We start from the raw sequence: 26,556 nt of genomic DNA on the forward strand, positions 1-26,556 counted from the left end.
CCCTCACCCGTTCAAGATCCCCCAGCCGAGACCTGCATCACCCGTCCACAACCTCCCGGGGCATTACACCTAGGCGTCCGGGAGCAGCCGCTTCGACTCTGCCCCGCCCCCCCCCACAGAATTACGGCCGGTCAGCCCGCCGGGTGCGGGTCCGGCGGGTCCGGTGGGCCCAGCGGGTCCGGTGTGGTCAGGGCCGAGGCGGGGTCCGGGGCCGACGGGCCCGCAGGGATCCAGTGGCCCGACACGCGGCGGTACGGCCACCAGCGGCCCTCCCGCCCCAGCCGGAGCTGGCGGTCGGTGTCCGGCGACGTCCAGCGGGCGCGGACCCGGCGGAGCACCGGCGCTTCCTCGTCCGCCCAGGCCGCGGCCAGTGCCGCCCGGGCGCGGGCCAGCGTCGTCCGGTCCGGCGTCCAGTCGTCCTCCAGCGCCGCGAGGCCAGGGGCCCCGCCGAAGCCCCAGGCGCGGACGGCCCGCTCCATGTCGGCCCGGCTGCGCCCGGTAGCCGCCGCCAAGCGGGAACGGACCCGGAGGTCATCGGCCTCGGCCGTGAGGCGTACGGCGTCTTCGGACACCGTGAGCGGGGCCGCCGGGACGCGACCGGCGTGGCCCGGAGCCACCGCTTCCGCCAGCAGCCGGTACGCCTCCGCCGCGGCCGCCTGCGCCAGGAACTCCACCCCGTCCACATCGAGTTCCGGTTCCGCTTCCGGCTCGGTGTCCAGCGTCGGCGGCTGGCCCGGCGCCTGCGGCAGCAGCGGCAGCGCGGGCAGCGGCGGCCGGACGCCCCGCGCCGCGAAGACCTCCACCGCCGGCACCCCCTCGTCGGCGGACACCTGCGGAGCCTCCGCTTCCGCCGTGCTGCGCGCCTCCAGCTCGTCCAGCAGCTCCCGTTCGCCCCGGCCGCGCAGGAGCAGCAGGACGAACGGGTCCTGGTCCAGCAGCCGCGCCACCTGGTAGCAGAGCGCGGCCGTGTGCGGGCAGTGGTCCCACTCGCCGCAGTCACAGCGCGGATCGAGGTCCCCTATGCCGGGCAGCAGCTCCACCCCCGCGTTCGCCGCGTCCTCCGCCAGCTCCGGCGGCACCTCCCGGTCCAGCAGCGCCGCGATGTAGCCCGACTCGGCGGCCGCCAGGCCCAGCAGCCGGTCCCACTCGGTCTCCGTGAACTCCTGCACCAGCACGTCCGTACGGTGCGCCGTCCCGTCCCGGTCGCGGACCACCGCCGTGAGCCCGCCGGGGCGCACCGAGACCGCGCCGACCGCGCCCGAGCGCGCGTACTTCCGGCCCTGCCTGACCTGCTCCCCGTCGAGCGCGCTGTCCTCCAGGGAGCGCAGCCAGGCGTGGCCCCACCAGGTGCGGGCGAAGCCGCGGCCGGGCGCGGGCGCAAGGGCGGGGAAGGTCTTCTCGTACGGGTCCCGGGTGCTCATCGCTCACTCCCCGCGGGCCGGGCGCAGCGCCACCAGCTCGGCCAGTTCGGCATCGGTCAGTTCGGTCAGGGCCGCCTCGCCGCCCGCGAGGACGGCGTCGGCGAGGGCCCGCTTGCGCTCCAGGAGCCGCGCGATCCGCTCTTCTACGGTGCCCTCGGCGGTGATCCGGTGGACCTGGACGGGCTGGGTCTGGCCGATGCGGTAGGCGCGGTCGGTGGCCTGCTCCTCGACGGCGGGGTTCCACCAGCGGTCGAAGTGGATGACGTGGCCGGCCCGGGTGAGGTTCAGCCCGGTGCCCGCCGCCTTCAGGGACAGCAGGAAGACCGGGACCTCACCGGCCTGGAAGCGGTCGACGAGCTCCTCGCGGCGCGGCACGGGCGTCCCGCCGTGCAGCAGCTGCGAGGCGATCCCGCGCCCGGCGAGGTGCCGCTCCAGGATTCTGGCCATCGCCACGTACTGGGTGAAGACGAGGACCGAGCCGTCCTCGGCGAGGATCGTGTCGAGGAGTTCGTCGAGGAGCTCCAGCTTCCCGGAGCGGCCGCCGGAGGTGTCCCGGGCGCCGCGTTCGCCCGGGCTGTGCTCGCGCAGGTAGTGGGCCGGGTGGTTGCAGATCTGCTTGAGCGAGGTCAGCAGCTTGACCACCAGGCCGCGCCGCTCCATCCCGTCCGCCTCCGAGATCGCGGCGAGGGTCTCGCGGACGACGGCCTCGTAGAGCGCGGTCTGTTCACGGCTGAGCGTGACGGTGTGGTCGGTCTCGGTCTTGGGCGGCAGCTCGGGCGCGATGCCGGGGTCGGACTTCTTGCGGCGCAGCAGGAACGGCCGTACGAGGGCCCCCAGCCGGGCCGCCGCCTGCGGGTCGCGGCCGCTCTCGACGGGTTCGGCGTAGCGGGTGCGGAAGGTGCCGAGGCGGCCCAGGATGCCGGGTGTGGTCCAGTCGAGGACGGCCCACAGTTCGGAGAGGTTGTTCTCGACGGGCGTGCCCGTCAGCGCCACGCGAGCCGGGGCCGGGAGGGTGCGCAGGGCCTTGGCGGTGGAGGAACGCGGGTTCTTGACGTGCTGGGCCTCGTCGGCCACGACCATGCCCCAGCCGACGGCGGCGAGTTCGGGCGCGTCCAGCCGCATCGTGCCGTACGTGGTGAGGACGAAGCCCCCGCCGGAAGGCGCGAGGCCGGCGAGACTGCGGCAGGGACCGTGGAAGCGGCGTACGGGCGTGCCGGGCGCGAACTTCTCGATCTCCCGCTGCCAGTTGCCCAGCAGCGAGGCCGGGCACACGACCAGGGTGGGTCCGGCGCCGGGGTCCTGGCGGGCGCGGTGCAGGTGCAGCGCGATCAGGGTGACGGTCTTGCCGAGGCCCATGTCGTCGGCGAGGCAGGCGCCGAGGCCGAGCGAGGTCATCCGGGCCAGCCAGCGCAGGCCCCGCAGCTGGTAGTCGCGCAGGGTGGCCCGCAGCTCCGGCGGTGCGCCGGGGCCGTCGGCCTCCTGCGGATCGGCGGCGAGCAGGGCACGCAACCGCTCCATCGGACCGGTCGCCTCCACGTCGACCCGCCTGCCGTCGATCTCCGCCGACCCGGTGAGTACGGCGGCCAGCGCGTCCGCGGCCGTGACCTCGCGGTCCTGGCGGGTGCGGGCCCGGCGGGCCTCGGCCGGATCGATCAGGACCCACTGGTCGCGCAGCCGGACCAAGGGGCGCTTGGCCTCGGCGAGCCGGTCGAGCTCGGCCCGCGTGAGATCGCCCTGGTCACCGAGGGCGTGGTGCCAGCTGAAGGAGAGCAGGGCGTCGGGGGACAGCAGGCCGGAGGGGAGTCCGGTCCCGGTGGCATCGGGAGAGCCGACGACCGCGCGGGCGTTGAGGTTGCGGACGAGCCCGCGCGGCCAGTGCACCTGGACCCCGTCGGCAGCGAGGGCGGCGGCGGCTTCGCCGAGCAGCTCCGTGACCTCCTCGTTGGCCAGGGCGACGGCGTCCGGGACGGCGGCGCCCAGCAGCGGGGCGAGCGGGGGCCACAGCCGGGCGGCGCGGCGCAGCGCGCGCAGGACGTCCAGGCGGGCGCCGGGCGGGAACGCGGCCGCGGCGGCTCCGGAACCGGCCCAGACGTCGGCGGCGTCGGCGACCAGGGCGGCGTCGGCCCGGCTGTGCATCTGGAGGACGGCCCGGAAGGACGCGGCGGCATCGGAGGCCTCGCTCCGGGCCTGACCCGGGGCGTCGCCGAGGGCCTGGCCGGCAGCCTGGCCGGCAGCCGGGTCGGGGGCGTCGACCTCGATCCGCAGGGAGATCCGCACGCCGGCGTCGTGGCCGGCGGCCACTTCGGCGGCCCAGTCGCGCAGCTCGGGGTGGAGCCGCGGCGGGCGGGCGGCGAAGGCGGGCCCGCCGGCCGCGGCGGGGGCGGCGGGGGAGCGGGGCAGGGCGTCGGCGACGGCGTCGAGGAAGGCGCGCAGCAGCGGCTCCGGGGCGGGCAGCCGGGGCGGCCCGTCCGCGTTCAGCGGTACGCAGTGGGCGCCGGGAGGCATGGCGGCGGCCAGTTCCCGGACCGCGTCGAGGTCGGCGGCCTCCAGGGGCCCGATCCGCCAGGCGTCGTGGCCGGCGGGGCTCAGGCCGGGCAGGAGCTGCCCTTGCGCGGCGAAGCGCAGGGCCAGCAGCGCGGCGGCGCCCCAGAACGCCGTGGCGGAGCCATCGGTCCCGTCGGCCGCGGCCTGTGCCTGTGCCTGTGCCGGTGTCTGTGCCTCGGCTGTGGCGGCGCGGGCGCGCGTGAGGAGGGGCAGGGCCTCGTCCACGGGCAGCACGAGCGCGGTCACCGTGGTCCGTCGCAAGTCGGGGGTGATGACGGCGAGTTCCTCAAGCCTGCCGGCACCGGCACCCGCAGTGGCACCGGCACCCGCACCGGTGGCAGTGCGGGCGTCTGCGCCGGCGCCCGCGTCGGAGCCGGGGGTCTCGCCGTCCGCCGGCCAGAAGGCGATCCGGCCGCTGCGGGCCGGGTCGGCGGGCAGGAAGACGGCGGAGCGGTGGATGAGGGCGGAAATCTCGGCGCGCACGCATTCCTCAAACTTGACTACCGGGTACGAGGCGGCCGAGCGTACCCCACCGAAGGTGCCCGGCGGTGGGGGCTGGGCCGCCTGGCCGTGGCCCGGGCCATTTCGAAGGCCGTTCGGGTGTCGGGGAACGCGGGGTCGTGGCGGCGCGTTGAGGGGGGTAGTAGTCGACGACAGAAGGAGGTGTCCGCAGATGTCCACGAGCGGAAAGGTCGCGGTTGCCGGAGTCGTGGCAGCCATCGTGTTGTTCTGGGCGGTGGGGTTCTGGGCGGGGCTGCTGGTCCTGATCGGCGTGCCGGCCGCTGCCTACCTCCTGTTGGACTCCTCCCAGCGGCGTCGTCTGCGGGGGATGTCCAGGAAGCAGATAGGCCGCTGACGGCGGCCGGGGCGTAGCCGTCCGGCGGGTGGCCGGGCTCCGGATCGTGCGCGGAGCCCGGCAGTCGTGGCCGCGGGGCGGGTGTCTCGTGCACGTCGCGTGCATCTCCCGCCCGGGCGGCCGGGGGTCAGGCGGCGCCGCTCACCGCGGCCGGGGCGAGTTCCGCTTCGAGCAGCATCTGGGACGCGTGGTCCACGAGTCGGCGGAGCACCGGCGAGTAGAACTCGTCGCCGCCGATCTCGTCCAGGATGCGGTACGCCTCGGCGCGGAAGCCGTCGATCTCCGCCCGGTACCGGTCGAGGGCGAGGGGGGTGCGGAGAAGACCCGCCAGTTCCGCTCTCGCCTGGTCGGAACGTCCGGCGTCGGCGCACAGGCCCAGGATGTGGTCCCTGACATCGGGAGAGGCGTCCTCGACGACGGAGGCGAGGAGATAGGTCACCGTGCCGTTGAGCAGGTCCTCGTCACGACCGGACAGGATGTCCTCCTGGTCGTTGAAGATCTGCCACAGGATGCCGAAGACGTAGCCGAATTCACGCCACAGGTCCACCTTGGCGGCCGTCGTTCCGGAGAACACCGCGGCCATGGCCGTGATCATTCCGAACGGAGCACCGGATTTGCCGCGGTACGTCTCGATCACCGATTTCCGCGAGGCGCCGGCGATGTCCCCGCGCATGTCGACCGTCTGGCCGTCGACGCCTATGATCCAGCCGTTCAGGAACTCGGTTATCAGCGCGCTGCGCACCGAATCCGGAAGATCTTGCGCCAGGATGATCTGAATGGGGAGCGCGTTTCCGGTGATGACGGATGCGAGCAGTGCTTCGTTCTCGGTGAGTTCGCCTGAGATGGAAGCGCCGTTGGCATCGGCCAGGTCGTCGAGATAGCAGGCCGAGGTCCACCACAGCAGGTGGACGGCGGACAGCGGAACGGCCGGCCCGGGGCGGCCCGTCTCGATGGCGTGTGTGAGCAGCGGCAGGACGGAGAGGGGATGTCTCAGTTTCCGTTGCTCCAAGAGCTTGGCCACGATGCTCTTGGTCGTGCCGGCCGGCGGGCCGAGCCGCTCCAGGGCGGTTTCGATCTCCGCATCGATGTCCTGCGCGACTGCCCGGTGCAAGTCCAGGTACGACATGGAATTCAAGAGTGGCCTCCGTCGTGGAATGAGCTCAAGGGGTGTGGTGTGCACACCCTTTGAGCCCGTGACTGGCCGATTCGATCATTCCGGACGGAGGGGATCCAGAGCGATTTCCAGCCCCCTTGGCTGATTGTTTTCGATCATGGGTGCTGCCCGTACCGGCGGTACGCGCATTCCGGGCGCCCCGAACGGCTCCCCGCCTCGTGTCGCTCGTGCTCAGGCCGGGCGGACCGCGACGCGGTCGAGCGCCGCCAGCAGCTGCGGCAGCTCGGTATCCCCGTCCTCGGGAACCGGAAGCACCTCGCCCGGCTCCTCGTCGAGCAGGACGAAGGCCGCCCCGCCGGTACGGGCCACCAGTGACCAGCCCGGCCCGTCCACCCGCAGCGTCCGGGCCCCCTCGTCGGCGAAGGAGGACCGGACCCGGCCGGGCGGTGGCGGGTTCCGCGTGTACGCCGAGGCCTCCTCCAGCGCCCGTGCGAGCCCGGGGTGCGCGGCGGCCGCCGCGCCGCCGTCCGTGGCCACGCGCTCGCGCCAGTCGCTCCACTCCCGCGCGATCTGGTCCGCACCCATCCGACGCTGCACCGGACCCCACGTCTCCGCCGACGGCGGCGCCAGCGGCACCCGCCCCGTGCCGTCCGCGCCCTGCTCCGGATCGTGCGGGTGCGGGATCCCCGGCGCGGCCACCGACAACTCCAGCGGCCAGCCCGCCAGCGAGACCACGATCGTCCGCTCGTCGGGGGACAGGTCGTATTCCATCCCGCAGTCCCAGGAGGCGATGGCCGTGGCCACGAGCGAGACGTCGTCCACGACGACCGTCCAGCGCGCGCCCTCCTCGTCCTGGCCCAGCACCAGCCCGTACCCGTCCCCGTTGGGCGGCACGCCCAGCAGGGAGCAGGCCTCGGGGAAATCGTCGCCCAGGATGCTGGGGAACTGCGCGGGGGTCAGCAGCACGGCGGTCAGCACGTACAGCGAGCCGCCACCCTCGTCGTCGGACACCTGGCCTCCTGGTAGCTCTCTCGTCGGCGCACCTTAACCAGCGGGTAACCCGCCCGTCGAGGCCTTGCGGGCCACGATTTCCAAGGCCGCTACCTGCACGTAGAGTTGGGAACCCGCCACAGAAAGGGACACCCGGTGCAGCGTTACGACCGGCTGAGGGAGATCCTCCGTCTCGACCCCGACAAGGACTTCCTCGCCATCTACCGGCTCACCGCCGCCTACGAGTTCCCCTGGGACTTCACCCGAGCCCTGGAACTCGCCCTGTTCCGGACCTACGCCGTCCCGAGCATCGGTGGCCTGCTGGCCGAGACGGCCGAGTTCACCGACCGGACCCAGAAGCGCTACGACGACACCGCCCTGCTCCTCGACGCGGTCGTCGAGCACGGCTTCGAGAGCGACACCGCGCGCACCGCGATCCGCCGCGTCAACCAGATGCACCGCAGCTACGACATCTCCAACGAGGACATGCGGTACGTCCTGTGCACTTTTGTGGTGATCCCGTCCCGCTGGCTGGACGCCTACGGCTGGCGCCCGCTGACCCACCATGAGCGCCGGGCCTGCGCGAACTACTACGCCACCCTCGGCCGACACATGGGCATCACGGACATCCCGGACTCCTTCGAGGGGTTCGAAGCCACCCTGGACACCTACGAGGAGGTCCACTTCGGCTGGGACGAGGGCGCCCGCACGGTCGCCGACTCCACCCTCGACCTGATGGCCTCGTGGTACCCGGCGCCGCTCGCCCCGGCCGTGCGCGGCGCGAGCCTCGCCCTGCTCGACGAGGCGCTGCTGGGTGCCTTCCGGTACGCGTCCCCGCGCCCCGAGGTCCGGCGGCTGGTCAGGGGAGCCCTGCGGCTGCGCGGCCGCGCGGTGCGGCTGCTGCCTCCCCGCCGGGCTCCGCACTACGCCCGCCAGAACCCGGAGATCAAGGGCTACCCCGACGGCTACGACGTGGGCGAGCTCGGCACGTTCCCGGTCCCCGGCGCGGGCGGCTGCCCGGTCCCGCATCCCCGCCGGCCCGCCGGAGCGGAGGCCCAGCCTCCGGCGTGATCCCGGGCGCGTCCGCGGATCCCGGGCGCGGGGCCGACGTACAGGCGCTTGTCAGGGGCGGCGTACGGCCAGTACCAGGAAGCGCTCGTCCTCGTCGGCGTACGAGGTCATGTCCCAGCCCGAACCGGTCAGCAGCGGGCCGAGGTTGTGCTCGGCCCGCATGTCCTCGGGGGTCAGCTCGCGGCCGTGGCGCGCGGCGAGTGCCGCTCGCCCGATCGGGTGAAAGAGGGCGAGCCGGCCGCCGGGGCGGACCACCCGGGCGAGTTCGCGCAGGTTCGCCGCCGGGTCGGGCAGGTGGGCGATGAGCCCGGCCGCGAACACCGCGTCCAGCGCCCCGTCCCGCAGCGGCAGCCGGGCCACGTCGGCGAGCAGCAGGGTGCCCTCGGCGGCCCGCCCGGCCCGCTGCGCGGCGGCCAGCATCTGCGGGGTGAGGTCCGCGCCGAGCACGGTCCCCGCGGGCCCGACGGCGGCGCGCAGCGCGGTCAGGGCGCGCCCGGTGCCGCAGCCCGCGTCGAGCACACGGTCGCCGGGCCGCAGCCCGAACTCGGCCACGGCGGTGGCGAAGGCGGGCCCGTCCCCCGGGAACTTGCGGTCCCAGTCGGCGGCGCGCGCCCCGAAGAACTCCTGCACGTGCGTGTGGTCTTCGCTCATGCGCCCATGATCCCCCACCGGCGCACGCCCGTGTCCCTGCGGACCGTGTGCAAGGTGGCACGTGGTGTGATCGAAGAAGAACGTAGCTCTGTCATATTCCAGCAGTTCCAGCTGCTTTCGAAATGCGCCCCCTGTTCGCGCCCTCACCCGGACTAGCGTCCCGTGGCCATGGGACACCTGGGACATCTGGACCACGCCGCATACGGCTGGCTGACACCCGTGCTGTCATACGTGATGGCATCGATCGGCGCCGCCCTCGGGCTGCGCTGCACCGTCCGCGCGCTCGCCGCCACCGGAGCCTCCCGCCGCAACTGGCTCCTCACCGCGGCCTCCGCCATCGGCACCGGCATCTGGACCATGCACTTCGTCGCGATGCTCGGCTTCGAGGTCACGGGCACCGAGATCCACTACAACGTGCCGCTGACCATCCTCAGCCTGCTCGTCGCCATGCTGGTCGTCGGCGCGGGAGTCTTCGCCGTCGGCTACGGCAAGGACCGCGGCCGCTCCCTCGTACTGGGCGGGCTCACCACCGGACTCGGCGTCGCCAGCATGCACTACCTGGGCATGGCGGCCCTGCGCCTGCACGGTGACGTCTCCTACGATCCGCTCACCGTCGGGCTCTCCGTCGCCATCGCCGTGGTCGCGGCCACCGCCGCCCTGTGGGCCGCGCTCAACATCAAGTCACCGGTGGCCGTCGCCATCGCCTCGCTCGTCATGGGCGCCGCCGTCAGCAGCATGCACTACACCGGGATGATGGCCGTCGCCGTCAGCGTCAGCCCCTCGGACACCGCCCTGCCCGGCGCCACGGCCATGCAGTTCATCTTCCCGCTCGCCGTCGGGCTGGGCTCCTACCTGTTCATCACTGCCGCCTTCGTCGCGCTCTCCCCGACGGCCGACGAGCGTGCAGCCTCCGCTTCCGCCCAGCACCTGGGGGACCACGCGGTGGCCGCAGGCTGAGCGGTCCGGTCGCGCGGCACCGCACCGCCGCGCAGCCGCACGGACCGTGCCCTCCGTACGGACCGTGCCCTCCGTACGGACCGCGCCCTCCGTACGGACCGCGCCCCCGCACCCGCACCGTCGCCCACCCCGGACAACCGCCAACCGTCCCCCGCCCGATCGGCCGCCCCCCGACCTCTCACCGCACGACGGGCCCGCCGCCCGACCGCCACCCCCCCACATGCCCGCACGTACGACCGCACCCGTAGGCACGCCCCGGAACGAGGAGCCCATGCGAACACCCCGCAGAAAACCGGAAGCAGCGGCGCCGCGGCTGCCCGCGCCCCCGGCACGCGGCCGCCGGGCCCACGCCGGGCCGCCGGCCGAGGAACCCGCGGCGCCGGAGGCCCACCCGCCCCTCCCGGCCGCCGCGCGCGAGCGCGGCCCCCGGCTGCGGCTGCGCCCCGCCACCGTCCGCGCGAAGATCGTCTCGCTGCTGATGGTCCCGGTCGTCTCGCTCCTCGCCCTCTGGGCCTTCGCCACCGTCAACACCGCCCAGGACATAGCCCGGCTCAGCCGCGTCCAACAGGCCGACGCCGAGATACACACCCCCGTCGCCGCCGCCGTCACCGAGCTCCAGGCCGAGCGCCGGGCCGCCGTCCGCCTCCTGGCCGACCCCGCCGCCGACCCGGGAGCCCTGGACCAGCAGGCCCGCCGCACCGACACCGCCGTCCAGCGGCTGCGGATGGGCGACCGCCACACGGTCGCCGACTCCGGCGACTACCGCTCGGACATCGTGGTCCGCCTCGGCGCGTTCGTCGCCGCGGCCGAAGCCCTGGGCTCGGCCCGCAAGGACATCACCGACCGCCGCGCCACCCCCGAGGCGGCCTACGCGATCTACAACCGCGTGGTCGACTCCGCCTTCGCCGTCGGCGGCGCCCTCACCGGCGGCGATAGGGCCGAACTCGGCCCCGACGCCCGGGTCCTGCTCGAATTCGCCCGAGCCGGGGAACTGCTGTCCCGCGAGGACGCGCTGCTCGCCGCTCCGGGCCCGCGCAGCGCCGAAACGCTTCGGCAGCTGACCGGCAACATCGAGTCCCGCCGCGCCCTGACCGACACCGCGGCCCGCGACCTTCCCGCCGCCCAGCAGGCCGCCTGGCAGTCCGTCGCCAAGAGCGCCGCCTACGCGGACCTCACCGGTGCTGAGGATCGGGCGCTGGCCGCGGGCACCTCCAAGGAGAGCCGCGGAGCGCCCGCAGGCTGGGAGGCCGCCCACACCGGGATCGCCGCCTCGATGCGGGAGGTCGAGGCGGCGGCGCACGCCGCGGCCGCCGATCGGGCCGATCCGGTCCGCGAAGGGGCGCTCAGCCCGGCCGGAGCCGCCGTACTGCTGGGCCTGGCGGCCGTCGCCGCCTCGCTCGTCATCTCCGTGCGGATCGGCCGCGCGCTGGTCGTCGAACTCGTCTCGCTGCGCAACACCGCCCTGGAGATCGCCCACCGCAAGCTCCCGCACGCGATGGAACGGCTGCGCGCCGGCGAGGACATCGATGTCACCGCCGAGACCCCGCTCGGGCCGCCGGCCGACGACGAGATCACCCAGGTCGGCGAGGCGCTCGGCACCGTCCACCGGGCCGCGCTCAGCGCCGCCGTTGAACGCGCGGAACTCGCCAGCGGCGTCTCCGGCGTCTTCGTCAACCTCGCCCGCCGCAGCCAGGTGCTCGTGCACAAGCAGCTCACCCTGCTCGACTCGATGGAGCGGCGCGCCGACGACCCGAACGAGCTCGGCGACCTTTTCCGCCTCGACCACCTGACGACCCGGATGCGCCGGCACGCGGAAAGTCTGATCATCCTGTCGGGCGCCGCCCCGGGCCGGGCCTGGCGGATGCCGGTACCCCTCACGAACGTCGTACGGGCCGCCGTCTCGGAGATCGAGGACTACCCCCGCATCGAGGTCCGCCAGCTCGCCGAGGCCGCCGTGGTCGGCGGCGCCGTCGCCGACCTCACCCACCTGCTCGCCGAACTCATCGAGAACGCAGCCCAGTTCTCCCCGCCGCACACCAAGGTCCGGGTCAGTGGCGAACCCGTCGGGGCCGGTTACGTCCTGGAGGTCGAGGACCGCGGCCTCGGCATGGGCCGCGAATCCCTGAACGACGCCAACCGGCGCATCGAGCAGTCCGAGGCGCTCGACCTCTTCGACAGCGACCGGCTCGGGCTCTTCGTGGTCAGCCGCCTCGCGGCCCGCCACGGAGTGAAGGTGCACCTGCGCACGTCGCCCTACGGCGGCACCACCGCGGTGGTGCTCCTGCCGAACTCCATGCTCCAGGGCGCCCTCACGGCCGGCGCCCCCGCCCCCGGCCTTGGCCGCGACACCGACCGGGCGCCCGCCCCGGAGCCCCCGGCCGCGGTCTCCGCGCCGGCCGCAGTCCCGAAGCCGTCCGCGAGGGCGGAGCAGCCGCCCGCCATGACCGTCGTACGGGAGGACGCGCACACCCCGCCGGTACGGGAGGCCCCGCGCGGCATCCCGGCCCCGGAGCGGACCCCCGCACCCGAGGAGCCGCGCCCCGCCCCGGTGGCGTCGCTGCGCCCGCGCGCTCCCGGCGGCGCGGGCGCCCGCAACCAGTCGGCCGCACCCCCCGCGGCCTCGGTGACGGAGCTGCCGCGCCGGGTGCGCCAGGCCAGCCTCGTCCCGCAGCTGCGGGAGGCCCCCGCCCCGAAGGAACCGGCCGGCTCCCGCCTCCCCGAGGAACCGCCCGGCCGCAGCCCCGAGCAGGCCAGGGACCGGATGGCGGCCTACCGGGCCGGCTGGGTCCGCGGTGCCCAGGAGAACTCCCCCCACGCAGGCAGCGAAGGAGAAGTGTGATGATCGAACACCAGAGGATCGGCCTCGACGGCATCCGCAGGTCCGGTGACCTGGACTGGCTCCTCGACGACCTGGTGCACCGGGTACGCGAGGTCCGGCACGCCGTCGTCCTCTCCAACGACGGTCTGGCGGTCGGGGCCTCCAGCGCGCTCAGCCGGGAGGACGCCGAGCACTTGGCGGCGGTCGCCTCCGGCTTCCACAGCCTGGCCAAGGGCGCGGGCCGGCACTTCCACGCCGGGGGCGTGCGCCAGACGATGGTCGAGATGGACGAGGGCTTCCTCTTCGTCGCGGCCGCCGGAGACGGCTCCTGCCTGGCCGTGCTCAGCGCCGCCAGCGCTGACATCGGCCTGATCGCCTACGAGATGGCCCGGCTCGTGAAGCGGGTCGGCGAGCACCTCTACACCCCGCCCCGGTTCGCGGCGCGGCCGCCGGCCGCCGGCTGAGGGCGGGCGGTCCGGCATGAACGGTCAGTGGTACGACGCCGACGCGGGCCCGCTCGTCCGTCCGTACGCGATGACCGGCGGGCGTACGAAGCCGGGACCCCACGGGGTCCGCTTCGACCTGATCGCGCTGGTCGCGGTGGACCCGGCGGGCCCGGACGAGGCGGCCGAGTCGCTGCTCGGCCCCGAACACCGGACCCTGCTCGGACTCTGCCGGTCCGAGACCCAGTCGGTGGCGGAACTCGCCGCCGACGCCGACCTGCCCGTGGGAGTGGTGCGGGTGCTCCTCGGAGACCTGCTGGAGGGCGGGCACGTCAAGGTCAGCCGGCCGGTACCGCCCGCACAGCTGCCGGACGAACGGATTCTGCGTGAAGTCATCGAGGGATTGCGAGCGCTTTGATGGGACAGCATGACGACCGACCTGCCGGAGCGCCCTGGGGCGCGGGTGCGGACGCGGGCACGGACCGGGGCCCGGATCCGGATCAGGACCGGAGCCCGGATCCGGATCCGGACCCCGGTCCCGAGGAGGACGCCGAACTGGCCGCCCTCTCGCTGAAGATCCTGGTGGCGGGCGGCTTCGGGGTCGGCAAGACGACGCTGGTGGGCGCGGTGAGCGAGATCAGGCCGCTGCGGACCGAGGAACTGCTCAGCGAGGCGGGTGAACTGGTCGACGACACGGGTGGCGTGGACCAGAAGACGACCACGACCGTGGCCATGGACTTCGGGCGGATCACCATCCGGTCGGGGTTGTCCCTGTATCTGTTCGGCACTCCGGGGCAGGACCGGTTCTGGTTCCTGTGGGACGAGCTGTCGCAGGGCGCGCTCGGCGCGGTGGTGCTCGCCGACACGCGGCGGCTGGAGGACTGCTTCCCGGCGGTCGACTACTTCGAGCACCGGCGCATCCCGTTCGTGGTGGCCGTCAACTGCTTCACGAACGCGCGGCGGTACGGGGCGCACGACGTGTCGCGGGCGTTGGACCTGGACCAGGGGACGCCGGTGGTGCTGTGTGACGCGCGGGACAAGGACTCGGGGAAGGAAGTGCTCATCAGGCTGGTCGAGTACGCCGGGCGGGTGCACACCGCCCGGCTGCTGGACTCGGTGGAGCCGCAGGCCGATTCCGTGTGAACGGGCCCGGCCCGGGTTCGGTCAAGGGGTGCCGATCCGTCGGTCGGTGGATCCGCCGATCCGCCGATCCGCCGGTCCGTCGGTCAGTCCGCCACCCCGGCGATGGCGATCACGTGGTCGATCGGGACCCGGACGAGGAGTTCGCCCGGGACGGCATTGCGGCGGCCGAAGGCCTGCGCGCGCTCCTCGCCCATGTAGCGGGCGCCGATCCGGGTCGCCCAGGTGAGCAACTCGTCCGCTGCGTCGGCGTACTCGCTGACCTCGGCACGGCCTTGGAACACGACGTAGGAGAACGGCGGCCGGTCGTCGTCCACGCAGAGCGCGACCCGTCCGTCACGGGCGAGGTTGCGTCCCTTGACGGTGTCCTTGCCGGTGGTGAAGACGAACGAATCGCCGTCGAGTGCGAACCAGATGGGAGCGATGTGCGGGCTTCCGTCCTTGCGGACGGTGGAGAGCTTCCCGGTGCGGGTGGAATGGGAGGCGAATGCCCGCCATTCCTCTTGAGTCATCTTCTTCGCCATGAGGACATCCTCCTTGCCGGAAAGGAGCTGGTGGGGAAGGCTTGCGGGACGAGTATGCGGGGTGGGGCGCAGCCATTCGGGCCGCGTCAACGGGGAGGGGCTGGGAATGGCACTGGACAAGCAACTGGACTGGCTGCTCGACGACCTGACGCGCAGGGTCCAGCAGGTGCGGCACGCGGTGGTGCTGTCCAACGACGGCCTGGTCACGGGGGCGAGCGCGGGATTGGCGCGGGAGGACGCGGAGCACCTGGCGGCCGTCGCCGCCGGTCTGCAGAGCCTGGCGAAGGGGTCGGGACGGCACTTTCGGGCCGGTGAGGTCCGGCAGACGATGGTCGAGTACGACGAGGGCGTGCTCTTCGTGATGGGGGCGGGCGCGGGCAGCTGCCTGTGCGTGCTGAGTGCTGCCGAGGCGGACATCGGCCAGGTCGCGTACGAGATGACGCTGCTGGTCAACCGGGTGGGCGAGCACCTGGGGGTCGCGGAGCGGCGCATCACCGGCGGCTGAGCCCGGCGGGGCCATCGGGCCGCGGCGGGTGGGGAGTTATCCACAGGCCTCGCGGGGTGCCGTTGCGTTGAGTTACGGTCTTCACACAGAGTAATCACTGCTCGTGGGGGAGGATCGTGATGATGCAGATGGGGACCGCACTGCGGGACGATGTGGCCGCGTGCGCGGAGGGGGCCGCGACCGTCGGTACCGCGTGTGAATGTGGAGGCGAAGGCGCCGCGGACAAGCTGGTGGGCGGTGTGCAGGCCGCCGGTGAACTGGGCCTGAGCCGCAGCGAGTTCGCCAGGGCGGTCCAGTTGGGGATCGTCCGAGCCGGGCCGCCGGCGGTCGGCGGGGCCGCGCGGTACGCACGGGCCGAGCTGGACCGGGTCAGGTCGGCCGAGAGCCCGCCGGGCGCTCTGCGCGCGCGGGTCGAGGCGGTGGCCGGGGCGCAGGCCGCGGCCGAGGTGCTGGGGGTCGGACCGACCCGTTTCACCCGGCTCGCCCGCTGCGGGCACGTCACCCCGGTCGGCTACCGGATCAACCGCTACCGGGCCGTGGTCTGGCTCTATCTGGCCGCGGAGCTGCGGGGGTTCGCCGCACGGGAGCCCGGGATGCTGCGCGGGATCGCGCCCCCGGAGGACCGGGAACTGATGGCCGCCAGGGTGGATCTGCGCCCGCGCAGGTGGCGCGGGCGGCATGTGGGGCTCCTGCTGAGACGGACCGCAGACCCCTGGGAGCTCGCCGCCGTACTGGCCTCAGTGCTCCCCGAGGAGGAGCTGTGGGAGGCCGTGCCCGACCCGGCGGAACGGATCGTGCTGGCCGCGCTCGCCCCGCCCCCGCCGTACGGGCATCCGCAGGTGCCGGCGGCCGCGGCGGTGGCGCTGAGCCTGCTGAAGGCCGGGCCGCCGGAGGAGGTCCACTGGTACCGCACCAGCCTGGACTTCGCCCTGACGGGGGCGCGCGGTCAGTCGAAGTCGACGGGGGAGAGGGGGCCGACGTAGACCCAGGCCCCGGCCTCGCGGGAGAAGCTGCTGTGCTCGTGCAGTGAGCCGGTGTGCCGGCCCTCGCGGTAATGGGCGCGGAACTCCACCGAGCCCTCCGTCTCGAACATCCCGCCGCGCTCGGTGGCGAGGATCTCCAGCCGCTCCCAGCGCTGCCCGGGATCCAGGTCGAGCTGGGCCGGACGGGTCGAGGGGTGCCAGGAGCGCAACAGGTAGGCGGTGTCGCCGACGGCGAAGGCGCTGAACCGGGAGCGCATCAGCCGCTCGGCGGTGGGTGCCTGCTGAGCACCGGAGTGGAAGCGGCCGCAGCACTCCGGGTAGGCGGCGGGCAGCCCGCAGGGGCAGGGGAGGGCGGGAGTGGGCATGGGCGTGCTCAGTTCTTCGGGGCGGGCTCGGACTGCGGGGCTGGCCGGGCCGGGCCGGACGGCTTGGCGGCGTACGGACGGAAGAGGCCTTCCTGGACCACGGAGACCAGCATCCTGCCCTCCACGTCGTAGATGCGGCCCCGGGCCAGACCCCGGCCGCCGTGCGCGATGGGTGACTCCTGGTCGTACAGGAACCACTCGTCCGCCCGGAAGGGCCGGTGGAACCACATGGCGTGGTCCAGTGAGGCCATGTCGAAACCGCGCATGCCCCAGAGGGGTTCCACGGGGATGCGCACGGCATCGAGGAGGGTCATGTCACTGGCGTAGGTGAGGGCGCAGGTGTGCACGAGCGGGTCGTCGCCCAGCGGGCCGACCGCGCGCATCCACACCGCGCTGCGGGGGTCGGCGCCCTTGAGCTCCTCGGGAGTCCAGCGGAGCCGGTTCACGTACCGGATGTCGAAGGGCTGGCGGCGGGCCATCCGCTCCAGCGCCTCCGGGAGCGCCCCGAGGTGCTCGCGGATCTCGTCCGCCACCTTGGGGAGCGTGTCCGGGTGGGGGTAGTGGTGAGGAGGGAGCTGGTGCTCGATGCCGCCCTCCTCCGGATGGTGGAAGGAGGCGGTGAGATTGAAGATCGTCTTGCCCTGCTGGACCGCGGTGACCCGGCGCGTGGTGAAGGACCGCCCGTCGCGCACCCGCTCCACCTGGTACACGATCGGCACCCCGGGGATGCCGGGGCGCAGGAAGTACGAGTGGAGCGAGTGGACCGGGCGGGCGTTCTCGACGGTGCGGCCCGCGGCCACCAGCGCCTGGCCGGCGACCTGCCCGCCGAAGACGCGCTGGAGGGACTCCTGCGGGCTGACGCCGCGGAAGATGTTGACCTCGATCTGCTCCAGATCGAGCAGATCAACCAGTCTCTCGGCGGGGTTCGTCATCAGAGGATCTCCACTGTCAGGTCCGGGCGGGGCCGGCGGGAAACAGGAGTCGGCGGGGCAGGCGGGTCGTGCGGGATGCGGCGGACGGTCAGAGCGCTCCGAGCTCGCCGACCGAGGTGACCCGGATGACCGCCCGGCCCTCCTCGTCGGAGGCCGCGAGGTCGACCTCGGCGCTGATGCCCCAGCCATGGTCCCCGTTGGGGTCGGCAAAGGTCTGGCGGACGCGCCAGAGGCCGTGCGCCGGGTCCTCCTCGATCTGCAGCAGCTTCGGCCCGCGCGCGTCGGGGCCGGTGCCGAGGTCGTCGTACTCGTCCCAGTACCCGTCCAGGGCCTCGCCCCAGGCGTCGGCGTCCCAGCCGGACTCGGCGTCCAGCTCGCCCAGCACGTTGACGTGGTCGAGGGCGGCCAGCTCCACCCGGCGGAACATGGCGTTGCGGACCAGGACGCGGAAGGCGCGCGAGTTCGCGGTGACCGGCTTGACCTGGTCGGCCTTCTCCTGGGCCTGCTCCGCCGTCTCCACCTCCGGGTTCGCCAGCTGCTCCCACTCGTCCAGCAGGCTGGAGTCGACCTGGCGGACCAGTTCGCCGAGCCAGGCGATCAGGTCCTGGAGGTCCTCGGACTTCAGGTCGTCGGGGATGGTGTGGTCGAGCGCCTTGAACGCGCTCGCCAGGTAGCGCAGCACGATGCCCTCGGTGCGGGCCAGCTCGTAGAAGGAGGTGAACTCGGTGAAGGTCATCGCGCGTTCGTACATGTCGCGGATGATCGACTTCGGCGAGACGGGGTGGTCGCGCACCCACGGGTGGCTCTTGGCGTACACGTCGTAGGCGTGGAAGAGCAGCTCTTCGAGCGGCTTGGGATAGGTGACGTCCTGGAGACGCTCCATCCGCTCCTCGTACTCGATGCCGTCGGCCTTCATCTGGCCGACCTGGATGCCGCGTTCCTTGTTCTGCTGCGCGGCCAGGATCTGGCGCGGGTCGTCCAGCGTGGATTCCACGACGGACACCATGTCCAGCGCGTAGGAGGGGGACTCCGGGTCCAGCAGGTCGAAGGAGGCCAGCGCGAAGGTGGACAGCGGCTGGTTGAGCGCGAAGTCCTGCTGCAGGTCGACGGTGAGCCGGATGGAGCGGCCCTCCGCGTCCGGGGTGTCGAGCTTCTCGACCACGCCGCCGTCCAGCAGCGAGCGGTAGATCGCGATGGCCCGGCGGATGTGCCGCAGCTGGGCCTTGCGGGGCTCGTGGTTGTCCTCGAGGAGGTGGCGCATCGCCTGGAAGGCATCGCCCGGCCGGGCGATGACCGACAGCAGCATGATGTTGGTGACCTTGAAGCGCGAGGTCAGCGCCTCCGGGTCGGCGGCGATGAGCTTCTCGAAGGTGGTGTCCGACCAGGCGACGAAGCCCTCGGGAGCCTTCTTGCGCACCACCTTGCGGCGCTTCTTCGGGTCGTCGCCCGCCTTCGCGAGCGCCTTCTCGTTCTCGATGACGTGCTCGGGCGCCTGGGCGACCACATAGCCGGCCGTGTCGAAGCCGGCCCGGCCGGCGCGACCGGCGATCTGGTGGAACTCGCGGGCGCGCAGTGTGCGGACCCGGCTGCCGTCGTACTTGGTGAGCGCGGTGAACAGCACCGTGCGGATCGGGACGTTGACGCCGACGCCGAGGGTGTCGGTACCGCAGATGACCTTCAGCAGACCGGCCTGGGCGAGCTTCTCGACCAGGCGCCGGTACTTGGGCAGCATTCCGGCGTGGTGCACGCCGATGCCGTGCCGGACGTAGCGGGAGAGGTTCTGGCCGAACTTGGTGGTGAAGCGGAAGTTGCCGATGAGTTCGGCGATCTTGTCCTTCTCCTCGCGGGTGCACATGTTGATGCTCATGAGCGACTGCGCCCGCTCGACCGCCTGGGCCTGGGTGAAGTGCACGATGTAGACGGGGGCCTGCCGGGTCTCCAGCAGCTCCGTGATCGTGTCGGTGATCGGCGTGGTGACGTACTCGTACGACAGCGGGACGGGCCGGGTCGCGGAGCGGACCACCGTGGTGGGCCGGCCGGTGCGCCGGGTCAGGTCCTCCTCGAACCGCTTCATGTCGCCGAGGGTCGCGGACATCAGGACGAACTGCGCCTGCGGCAGCTCCAGCAGCGGGATCTGCCAGGCCCAGCCGCGGTCCGGCTCGGCATAGAAGTGGAACTCGTCCATCACGACCTGGCCGATGTCGGCGTGCTTGCCGTCGCGCAGGGCGATGGAGGCCAGCACCTCGGCGGTGCAGCAGATCACCGGGGCGTCCGCGTTCACGGAGGCGTCGCCGGTCAGCATGCCGACGTTCTCGGTGCCGAAGAGCTTGCACAGGTCGAAGAACTTCTCCGACACCAGCGCCTTGATCGGGGCGGTGTAGAAGGTGACCTTGTCCTGGGCCAGGGCCGTGAAGTGCGCGCCGGCCGCGACCAGGCTCTTGCCGGAGCCGGTCGGGGTGGAAAGGATCACGTTCGCCCCGGAGACGACCTCGATCAACGCCTCCTCCTGTGCCGGGTACAGGGTGATGCCCTGGTCCTCCGCCCACGAGGAGAAAGCCTCGAAGAGGGCATCGGGGTCGGCGTTCGGCGGGAGCTGATCAATGAGGGTCACGCCCCCCATCTTGCCTGGCTTCCCCCCGGATCAGGGAACCGGCGGACGGAACGAAGATCACCGACGGTACGCTGTGCCGTCGATGCGGCCCGAACGAAACAGTCGACAGGGCCCGAGCACACACCACCGGGGCGGGGAACGACCATGATGGGTCCGGCGCACTCACTGTCCGGGGCAGCGGCCTGGCTGGGGGTGGGAGCGGCGACCGCGGCCGCCGGTCACCCCATGCCGTGGCCGGTCCTCGTCGTCGGCGCGCTGATCTGCGCCGGGGCGGCTCTCGCCCCCGACCTCGACCACAAGTCGGCGACGATCTCGCGCGCCTTCGGCCCGCTCTCCCGAGGGCTGTGCGAGGTGGTCGACAAGATCTCCTACGCGGTCTACAAGGCCACCCGCTCCAAGAAGGACGCCCGCCGCACCGGCGGACACCGCACGCTGACGCACACCTGGCTCTGGGCGGTCCTGATCGGCGGCGGCGCCTCCGTGCTCGCCGTGACCGCCGAGCGCTGGGGCGTCCTCGCGCTGCTCTTCGTGCACCTGGTGCTGGCGGTCGAAGGCCTGCTGTGGCGTGCGGCCCGGATGTCCAGCGACGTCCTGGTCTGGCTGCTCGGCGCCACCAGCGCCTGGATCCTGGCGGGCGTGCTCGCCCAGCCCGGCAACGGAGCGAACTGGCTGTTCACGGAACCGGGCCAGGAGTACCTGTGGCTCGGCCTGCCGATCGTGCTCGGCGCCCTGGTCCACGACATCGGCGACTCGCTGACCGTCTCCGGCTGCCCGGTCCTTTGGCCCCTCCCGATCGCGGGGAAGCGCTGGTACCCGATCGGCCCGCCGAAGATGATGCGGTTCCGGGCCGGCAGCTGGGTGGAGCTCAAAGTCCTCATGCCGGTGTTCGTCCTGCTGGGCGGCTTCGGCGGGGCGTCGGCCCTCGGGTTCATCTAGGGAAATGCCGTACCGGTCAGGCCGGCCAGCGGGGCGGCCTGACCGGTTGAAGGGTCCTCGGCAGCCGGCACTAGCCTGGTCCGATGGCTGACCTATCCGATCTCTGGCCGGTGGCGCACCCGTCCGTGGCCGACTGGCTGACCGCCCTCTGCGGCGACGGGGTCACCGGTTTCGAGGCGCCCCGCCGACCCCACGCGGCCTGGGTGCTGAACGCCATGTACGAGCACGAATGCGGGGCCGGCGGCCTCTCGCACCACGAGCTGCGCCAAGCGGCCCTTGCGGCGGGCGCCATCGAGCCCGCCCGACTCGGGAACCTCGACCTCGACCTCGAGATCGGCATCGCCACCGGCGGCGGCCTGGGACGCGCGGAACACCCCGGGCCGGGGTACCGCCGACTGCGCTGGGCAGAGCTGTCGGCCCGGTGCGGGGACCCGCTGGTCCCGGAGGGTCAGTACCCCTCGTACCGGTGCTTCCCCTCCGCGAAGCAGGACGGCAGCTGGCCCATCGGCATCCGGCCCCCTACCGAAGGAAGCCTCGACCGTCCGACATGGGACCGACTCGTCGACCTTCTCGTGGACCACGCCCCCGACGGGCCGGACACCCGCTGCCTCGCCTACTACAACCCGCTGATGCTCCCCGAGGTCGACTTCGACACCCTCCACGTCCGCACCGGCCGGCTCGGCGACGCCCATGCCCTCTACGACAATCCGGAGGCGGACTTCACCCCCTCCAACTTCTGGCCCGAGGACCGCTCCTGGATCCTCTGCACCGACTACGACCTGTGGTCCACGAAAGTCGCCGGCCCCGAGCACCTGGTCGAAGCGCTGCTCCGTGACCCGGTGATCGAGGCCGTCCGACTCCCGTGGACCAGTTACTGAGGTTTTCGGGTTGTCGTCGGGTAGTGACGGTCCATGATTCCTGCGGTATGCCGGTGAGGTGAGGTATCCAGAGGGTGGGGGCCTGACCGCTGAGCGTCGGGCATTTCGTGAGGGGATCCGGCTTCAGGCTGGCGAAGGGTTCGCGGCGGGCGAGAAGACCGTGGTCATCGCGAAAGAGCTGCGGGTGAGTGTCCGGTCGGTGGAACGCTGGCGCCGTGCCTGGCGCGAGGGCGGCATGACGGCCCTGCGGTCGGCAGGTCCGGCGAACTCCCCGACTGTCACCGATGAACAGTTCGCCGTGCTCGAGGAGGAACTCGGCAAGGGGCCGTCGGCTCACGGCTTTGAGGACGAACGCTGGACCCTGGCCCGTGTCCAGGCGGTGATTCGCCGGCGGCTGCGGGTGAGCCTGTCGGTGGCGACGGTGTGGCGGTTGCTGAAACGGCACGGCTGGTCCTGGCAGGCGCCCGCCCGGAGAGCACTCGAGCGTGACGAGCACGCGGTGGAGCTGTGGAAGAAGGAGGTGTGGCCGCGGGTAAAAGCCTCGCGGCGGCATCCGGGGCCTGGATCGTCTTCGAGGACGAAGCAGGCTTCTCGATGACTCCGCCCCGTGCCCGCACCTGGGGCCGGCGTGGGCAGACCCCCGTCATCCGCGTGCGTGGCAGGTCCCGCCGCCGGACCTCGGTCGCCGCGTTGTGCTGCTACAAACCGGGTGAGAAGAGCCGTCTCATCCACCGGCCGCGCACCCATCTCCGCCTCAAAGGCGCGCGCAAGAGCTTCTCCTGGAAGGACTACCGCGACCTGCTGGTGCGGGCACACATCCAGCTCGACGGTCCGATCGTGGTGGTCTGGGACAATCTCAACACTCATCTGGCCGCCGGGCTGAAACGGTACGAGGCCGAGCACGACTGGCTCACCACCGTCCGCCTCCCGCCCTATGCACCCGACTTGAACCCCGTCGAGGCCGTCTGGTCACTCGCGCGCAGAGCGATGGCCAACACCGCCTTCGACACACCCGACGACCTCGACCGAACACTCCGCCGCGAGTTACGCAGAATCCAACTCCGGCCCCACCTGATCGACGGATGCCTCACCGCCACAGGTCTGGCTATCAACCCACCGACCCCACCCTGAAAACCTCAGTAGGTCCTGCGGCAGGGTCACCCGTGCCAGGACCGCCACAGCGCCGCGTACGCCCCGTCGGCCGCGACCAGCTCGTCGTGCGAGCCGAGTTCGCTGATCCGGCCGCCCTCGACCACCGCGATCACGTCCGCGTCGTGCGCGGTGTGCAGCCGGTGGGCGATGGCGATGACCGTACGGCCGTCCAGCACCCGGGCCAGCGAGCGCTCCAAGTGCCGTGCCGCCCGCGGATCCAACAGCGAGGTGGCCTCGTCCAGCACCAGGGTGTGCGGGTCGGCCAGCACCAGCCGGGCCAGCGCGATCTGCTGCGCCTGCGCCGGGGTCAGCGCCGTGCTGCCCGAGCCGACCTCGGTGTCCAGACCGGCCTCCAGGGCCCGCGCCCAGCCGTCCGCGTCCACCGCGCCCAGCGCGGCCCACAGCTCCGTGTCCCCGGCGCCCGTCCGTGCGAGGCGCAGGTTGTCGCGCAGCGAGCCGACGAACACGTGGTGCTCCTGGTTGACCAGTGCCACGTGCTCGCGCACCCGCTCCGCCGGCATCTTCGACAGCCGCGCCCCGCCGAGGGTGACCTCGCCGGTCCGGGGTGCGTAGATGCCCGCGAGCAGCCGTCCCAGGGTGGACTTGCCCGCGCCCGACGGTCCGACGAGTGCCATCCGGGTGCCCGGAGGCACGGACATCGACACCTGATGCAGGACGTCCACGCCCTCCCGGTAGCCGAAGTGGACCTCCTGCGCCCGGACGTCCCGGCCCTCGGGAGACACCTTCGCGTCCCCCGCGTCCGGTTCGATCTCGTGGACGCCGACCAGGCGGCCCAGCGATACCTGGGCGACCTGCAGCTCGTCGTACCAGCGCAGGATCAGACCGATCGGGTCGACCAGCATCTGCGCCAGCAGCGCACCCGTGGTCAGCTGCCCCACCGACATCCAGCCCTGCAGCACGCAGTAGCCGCCGATCATCAGCACGGAGCCGAGGATCGTCACGAAGGTGACGTTGATGACCGGGAAGAGGACCGTCCGCAGGAACAGCGTGTAGCGCTCCCACGCGACCCACTGCGTGATCCGCCGCTCCGACAGGGCGATCCGGTCCGGCCCGAGGCGGTGCGCCTCGACCGTGCGGCCCGCGTCCACCGTTTCGGTGAGCACGGCCGAGACCGCCGCGTAGCCGGCCGCCTCCGAGCGGTACGCCGAAGGCGCCCGCCGGAAGTACCAGCGGCAGCCGATCACCAGCACCGGCAGCGCCACCAGCGCGGCCAGCGCCAGCGGCGGCGCGGTCACCGAGAGCGCCCCGAAGAGCAGTCCCGCCCACACCACGCCGATGGCCAGCTGCGGCACGGCCTCGCGCATGGCGTTGGCCAGCCGGTCGATGTCGGTGGTGATCCGCGACAGCAGGTCACCGGTACCGGCCCGCTCCAGCACACCGGGCGGCAGCCCCACCGACCGCACCAGGAAGTCCTCGCGCAGGTCGGCCAGCATCTCCTCGCCCAGCATCGCCCCGCGCAGCCGGACCAGCCGGACGAAGAACGTCTGGACGGCCAGCGCCAGCGCGAACAGCAGCGTCACGCGCTCCAGGTGGAGCTCCTGCGCCCCCGCGGCGAGATCGTCCACGACCCGGCCCAGCAGGTACGGGCCGACCATGGAGGCGATCACCGCGACCGCGTTGACGCTCACCAGCACCACGAAGGCCCGCCGGTGGCGCCGGAACAGGCCGCGCACATAGCCCCGTACGGTCGCCGACGTGCCCACGGGCAGGGTCGCGGCCGATTCGGGGGCCGCCGGATCGTGCTCCGGTGGCGCCACGCCGATCATGCGGATTCCTCGATCTCTGTGAGTGCTTCTTCCAGCTCTGTCATCTCTTCGAGCCCGGCGAGCCGCTGTTCCTCGTCCGTCTCCCGGGTGACGACCGCCCGGTAGCGCGGCTCGCCGTGCAGCAGTTCGCGGTGGGTTCCGATCGCCGCGACCGCGCCCTCGTCGATGAGCACGACCCGGTCCGCGCGGTCCAGCAGCAACGGCGAGGACGCCAGTAGCACCGTGGTGCGTCCGGCGCGCAGGGCCGCGATCCCGTCCGCGATCCGCGCCTCGGTGTGCGAGTCGACCGCGGAGGTCGGCTCGTCGAGCACCAGCACCTCCGGGTCGGTGACCAGGGACCGCGCCAGCGCGAGACGCTGGCGCTGCCCGCCGGACAGGGACCGGCCGCGCTCGGTGATCCGCGCGTCCATGGGGTCGTCTACCCCGTCAGGCGCCGACTGCAGCAGTGCGTCCAGGACGTCCGCGCACTGGGCCGCGTCCAGTGCGGCAGCGGGCTCGACCGCACCGGACGCCGGTACGTCGAACAGCTCGCGCAGGGTGCCGGACAGCAGCACCGGATCCTTGTCCTGTACGAGGACCAGCGTGCGCGCGGTGTCCAGCGCGACCTCGTCCAGCGCGACCCCGCCGAGGAGCACCGACGGCCCACCGGGCTCGGCGTCGCCGCCCTCGTCCATGGGATGGCCGCCCAGGCGTTCCGCGAGCCGGCCGGCCAGGTCCGGGTCCCCGCACACGACGGCGGTGAGCCGGCCCGCGGGGGCCAGCAGCCCGGTCTGCGGGTCGTACAGGTCCCCGCCCGCGGCCGGCGCCGGCGCCGGCTCGGCGTGCGCGGGCTGCTCGGTGGCGTCCGTCCGGGTCAGCGACAGCACCCGGGCGGCCCGCTTGGCGGAGGGCCGCGAGAAGGAGTACGCCATGGCGATCTCCTCGAAGTGCCGCAGCGGGTAGAGCAGCGTCGCCACCGCGCTGAACGCCGCGACGAGTTCACCCACGGCGATGCGCCCGTCCACGACGAGCGTGGCGCCGTACCAGACCACCGTGATCAGCAGCGCGCCCGGGAGCAGCACCTGGATCGCGGAGATCAGCGCCCACATCCGGGCACTGCGCACGGCGGCCTTGCGCACCTCCTGGGAGGCTTCGCGGTACCGGCCGAGGAACAGTTCCTCACCGCCGATGCCGCGCAGGACGCGCAGGCCGGCGACGGTGTCGGAGGCCAGTTCGGTGGCCTTGCCGGCCTTCTCCCGCTGGATGTCGGCGCGTTGGGTGGCGCGCGGCAGCAGCGGCAGTGAGGCGAGGGCGATCAGCGGCACGCCGATGGCCACGACCACACCGAGGTCGGGCGCGTAGAACAGCAGGCCGACGCAGACAAGGACGATGGCGAAGACGGCCGCGAGGAAGCGGGAGACCGCCTCGACGAACCAGCCGATCTTCTCCACGTCGCCGGTGGACACCGCGACGACCTCGCCCGCGGCGACCCGTCGGGTCAGTGCGGAGCCCAGCTCGGCCGTCTTGCGCGCGAGCAGCTGCTGCACGCGCGCGGCGGCGGTGATCCAGTTGGTGACGGCCGTGCGGTGGAGCATGACGTCACCGACCGAGATGGCGACGCCGATCAGGACGAGCAGCGCGCCCACGAGCAGCAGCCGGTCCGGGGCGCGGTCGACGACCGCGTCGACGCCCAGGCCCACGGCGTACGGCAGCCCGGCGATGCCGGAGAAGTGCAGCATCCCCCAGCACAGGCTCTTGAGCTGTCCACCGAGTTGACCACGCCCCAGCCACAGGAGGAAGCGGGGCCCGGAACGAGCGTCGGGTTCCCCCGGATCCGGATACGGAAGATCGCTGATCTGCATGACGCCCCATGACTGGTCGAGTGGTTCAAACCGTGCA

23 protein-coding genes are annotated in these 26,556 nt (G+C 72.8%); 12 read left to right on the plus strand and 11 right to left on the minus strand.

The window, feature by feature from the left end:
• Window positions 1-131: 131 nt before the first annotated feature.
• Both OG534_RS32725 and OG534_RS32730 read right to left on the minus strand, forming a co-directional pair.
• Window positions 132-1,421 (minus strand): SWF or SNF family helicase, encoded by a 1,290-nt coding sequence (locus tag OG534_RS32725; RefSeq protein WP_326592895.1) that lies wholly within the window; start codon window positions 1,419-1,421, stop codon window positions 132-134.
• Window positions 1,422-1,424: 3 nt separating this feature from the next.
• Window positions 1,425-4,448 carry a DEAD/DEAH box helicase gene (locus tag OG534_RS32730; protein WP_326592896.1) on the minus strand — a complete coding sequence of 1,008 codons (3,024 nt, stop codon included), beginning with the start codon at window positions 4,446-4,448 and terminating at the stop codon, window positions 1,425-1,427.
• Between the two features lie 190 nt (window positions 4,449-4,638).
• On the opposite strand from OG534_RS32730, the gene OG534_RS32735 reads away from it, so the two are divergent.
• A complete protein-coding gene (locus OG534_RS32735) occupies window positions 4,639-4,821 on the plus strand; it encodes a hypothetical protein (RefSeq protein ID WP_189967292.1) in 183 nt (60 codons plus the stop codon).
• Window positions 4,822-4,948: 127 nt separating this feature from the next.
• Here the strand turns inward: OG534_RS32735 and OG534_RS32740 are convergent, their stop codons facing one another.
• Window positions 4,949-5,947, minus strand: coding sequence for a polyprenyl synthetase family protein (locus OG534_RS32740; protein ID WP_326592899.1), 999 nt, complete (start codon window positions 5,945-5,947; stop codon window positions 4,949-4,951).
• A 219-nt stretch (window positions 5,948-6,166) separates the two neighbouring features.
• Window positions 6,167-6,946, minus strand: a complete 780-nt coding sequence (locus tag OG534_RS32745) for a hypothetical protein (RefSeq protein WP_326592900.1) — start codon at window positions 6,944-6,946, stop codon at window positions 6,167-6,169.
• A 135-nt stretch (window positions 6,947-7,081) separates the two neighbouring features.
• On the opposite strand from OG534_RS32745, the gene OG534_RS32750 reads away from it, so the two are divergent.
• Window positions 7,082-7,996 (plus strand): oxygenase MpaB family protein, encoded by a 915-nt coding sequence (locus OG534_RS32750; protein ID WP_326592901.1) that lies wholly within the window; start codon window positions 7,082-7,084, stop codon window positions 7,994-7,996.
• Between the two features lie 51 nt (window positions 7,997-8,047).
• On the opposite strand, the gene OG534_RS32755 is transcribed toward OG534_RS32750, so the two are convergent.
• Window positions 8,048-8,647, minus strand: a complete 600-nt coding sequence (locus tag OG534_RS32755) for a class I SAM-dependent methyltransferase (protein WP_326592903.1) — start codon at window positions 8,645-8,647, stop codon at window positions 8,048-8,050.
• 177 nt (window positions 8,648-8,824) lie between these two features.
• Here OG534_RS32755 and OG534_RS32760 point away from each other — a divergent pair, with 177 nt between their 5' ends.
• From OG534_RS32760 to OG534_RS32780, 5 genes are all read left to right on the plus strand, one after another.
• Entirely contained in the window at window positions 8,825-9,604 is a 780-nt protein-coding gene (locus tag OG534_RS32760) for an MHYT domain-containing protein (RefSeq protein WP_326593980.1), read from the plus strand.
• 271 nt (window positions 9,605-9,875) lie between these two features.
• Window positions 9,876-12,443, plus strand: a complete 2,568-nt coding sequence (locus tag OG534_RS32765) for a sensor histidine kinase (protein ID WP_326592904.1) — start codon at window positions 9,876-9,878, stop codon at window positions 12,441-12,443.
• A complete protein-coding gene (locus OG534_RS32770; protein WP_326592906.1) occupies window positions 12,443-12,886 on the plus strand; it encodes a roadblock/LC7 domain-containing protein in 444 nt (147 codons plus the stop codon). Before OG534_RS32765 ends, OG534_RS32770 begins: the two co-directional genes overlap by 1 nt.
• A 16-nt stretch (window positions 12,887-12,902) precedes the next feature.
• Complete coding sequence (locus tag OG534_RS32775; RefSeq protein ID WP_326592907.1) at window positions 12,903-13,283, plus strand: DUF742 domain-containing protein; 381 nt, start codon at window positions 12,903-12,905, stop codon at window positions 13,281-13,283.
• Complete coding sequence (locus OG534_RS32780) at window positions 13,283-14,008, plus strand: GTP-binding protein (protein WP_326592908.1); 726 nt, start codon at window positions 13,283-13,285, stop codon at window positions 14,006-14,008. Before OG534_RS32775 ends, OG534_RS32780 begins: the two co-directional genes overlap by 1 nt.
• Before the next feature lie 83 nt (window positions 14,009-14,091).
• Here OG534_RS32780 and OG534_RS32785 read toward each other — a convergent pair whose 3' ends face one another.
• Complete coding sequence (locus OG534_RS32785) at window positions 14,092-14,529, minus strand: PPOX class F420-dependent oxidoreductase (RefSeq protein ID WP_326592910.1); 438 nt, start codon at window positions 14,527-14,529, stop codon at window positions 14,092-14,094.
• 106 nt (window positions 14,530-14,635) lie between these two features.
• Between OG534_RS32785 and OG534_RS32790 the strand changes: the two genes are divergently transcribed.
• Both OG534_RS32790 and OG534_RS32795 read left to right on the plus strand, forming a co-directional pair.
• Window positions 14,636-15,034, plus strand: coding sequence for a roadblock/LC7 domain-containing protein (locus tag OG534_RS32790; RefSeq protein ID WP_326592912.1), 399 nt, complete (start codon window positions 14,636-14,638; stop codon window positions 15,032-15,034).
• Between the two features lie 119 nt (window positions 15,035-15,153).
• Complete coding sequence (locus OG534_RS32795) at window positions 15,154-16,017, plus strand: DUF6397 family protein (protein ID WP_326592913.1); 864 nt, start codon at window positions 15,154-15,156, stop codon at window positions 16,015-16,017.
• On the opposite strand, the gene OG534_RS32800 is transcribed toward OG534_RS32795, so the two are convergent.
• The 3 genes from OG534_RS32800 to OG534_RS32810 form a co-directional block, all read right to left on the minus strand.
• The gene (locus OG534_RS32800) at window positions 15,981-16,382 is read right to left on the minus strand and encodes a YchJ family protein (protein ID WP_326592915.1); all 402 of its coding nucleotides are present in this window, start codon (window positions 16,380-16,382) and stop codon (window positions 15,981-15,983) included. The two genes, OG534_RS32795 and OG534_RS32800, sit on opposite strands and share 37 nt — an antisense overlap.
• Before the next feature lie 8 nt (window positions 16,383-16,390).
• Window positions 16,391-17,314 carry an acyl-CoA thioesterase gene (locus OG534_RS32805; RefSeq protein ID WP_326592916.1) on the minus strand — a complete coding sequence of 308 codons (924 nt, stop codon included), beginning with the start codon at window positions 17,312-17,314 and terminating at the stop codon, window positions 16,391-16,393.
• An 88-nt stretch (window positions 17,315-17,402) separates the two neighbouring features.
• Window positions 17,403-19,925, minus strand: a complete 2,523-nt coding sequence (locus OG534_RS32810; RefSeq protein WP_326592918.1) for a DEAD/DEAH box helicase — start codon at window positions 19,923-19,925, stop codon at window positions 17,403-17,405.
• Between the two features lie 144 nt (window positions 19,926-20,069).
• Here OG534_RS32810 and OG534_RS32815 point away from each other — a divergent pair, with 144 nt between their 5' ends.
• The 3 genes from OG534_RS32815 to OG534_RS38775 all read left to right on the plus strand — a co-directional run bounded on the left by OG534_RS32815 (window position 20,070) and on the right by OG534_RS38775 (window position 22,870).
• Entirely contained in the window at window positions 20,070-20,861 is a 792-nt protein-coding gene (locus OG534_RS32815) for a metal-dependent hydrolase (protein ID WP_326592919.1), read from the plus strand.
• 83 nt (window positions 20,862-20,944) lie between these two features.
• A complete protein-coding gene (locus OG534_RS32820) occupies window positions 20,945-21,739 on the plus strand; it encodes a hypothetical protein (protein ID WP_326592920.1) in 795 nt (264 codons plus the stop codon).
• 58 nt (window positions 21,740-21,797) lie between these two features.
• A protein-coding gene (locus tag OG534_RS38775) for an IS630 family transposase (protein WP_442807181.1) occupies window positions 21,798-22,870 on the plus strand; the annotation gives its coding sequence in 2 pieces (ribosomal slippage) (window positions 21,798-22,244 and window positions 22,247-22,870; 1,071 coding nt in all).
• A gap of 26 nt (window positions 22,871-22,896) precedes the next feature.
• On the opposite strand, the gene OG534_RS32835 is transcribed toward OG534_RS38775, so the two are convergent.
• Both OG534_RS32835 and OG534_RS32840 read right to left on the minus strand, forming a co-directional pair.
• Window positions 22,897-24,678, minus strand: a complete 1,782-nt coding sequence (locus OG534_RS32835) for an ABC transporter ATP-binding protein (protein WP_326592924.1) — start codon at window positions 24,676-24,678, stop codon at window positions 22,897-22,899.
• Window positions 24,675-26,519, minus strand: a complete 1,845-nt coding sequence (locus OG534_RS32840; RefSeq protein WP_326592926.1) for an ABC transporter ATP-binding protein — start codon at window positions 26,517-26,519, stop codon at window positions 24,675-24,677. The genes OG534_RS32835 and OG534_RS32840 overlap by 4 nt, the downstream gene beginning before the upstream one ends.
• Between the last annotated feature and the right edge of the window lie 37 nt (window positions 26,520-26,556).

It is taken from the genome of Streptomyces sp. NBC_01294 (assembly GCF_035917235.1).
GTDB classification, from domain to species: domain Bacteria; phylum Actinomycetota; class Actinomycetes; order Streptomycetales; family Streptomycetaceae; genus Streptomyces; species Streptomyces caledonius.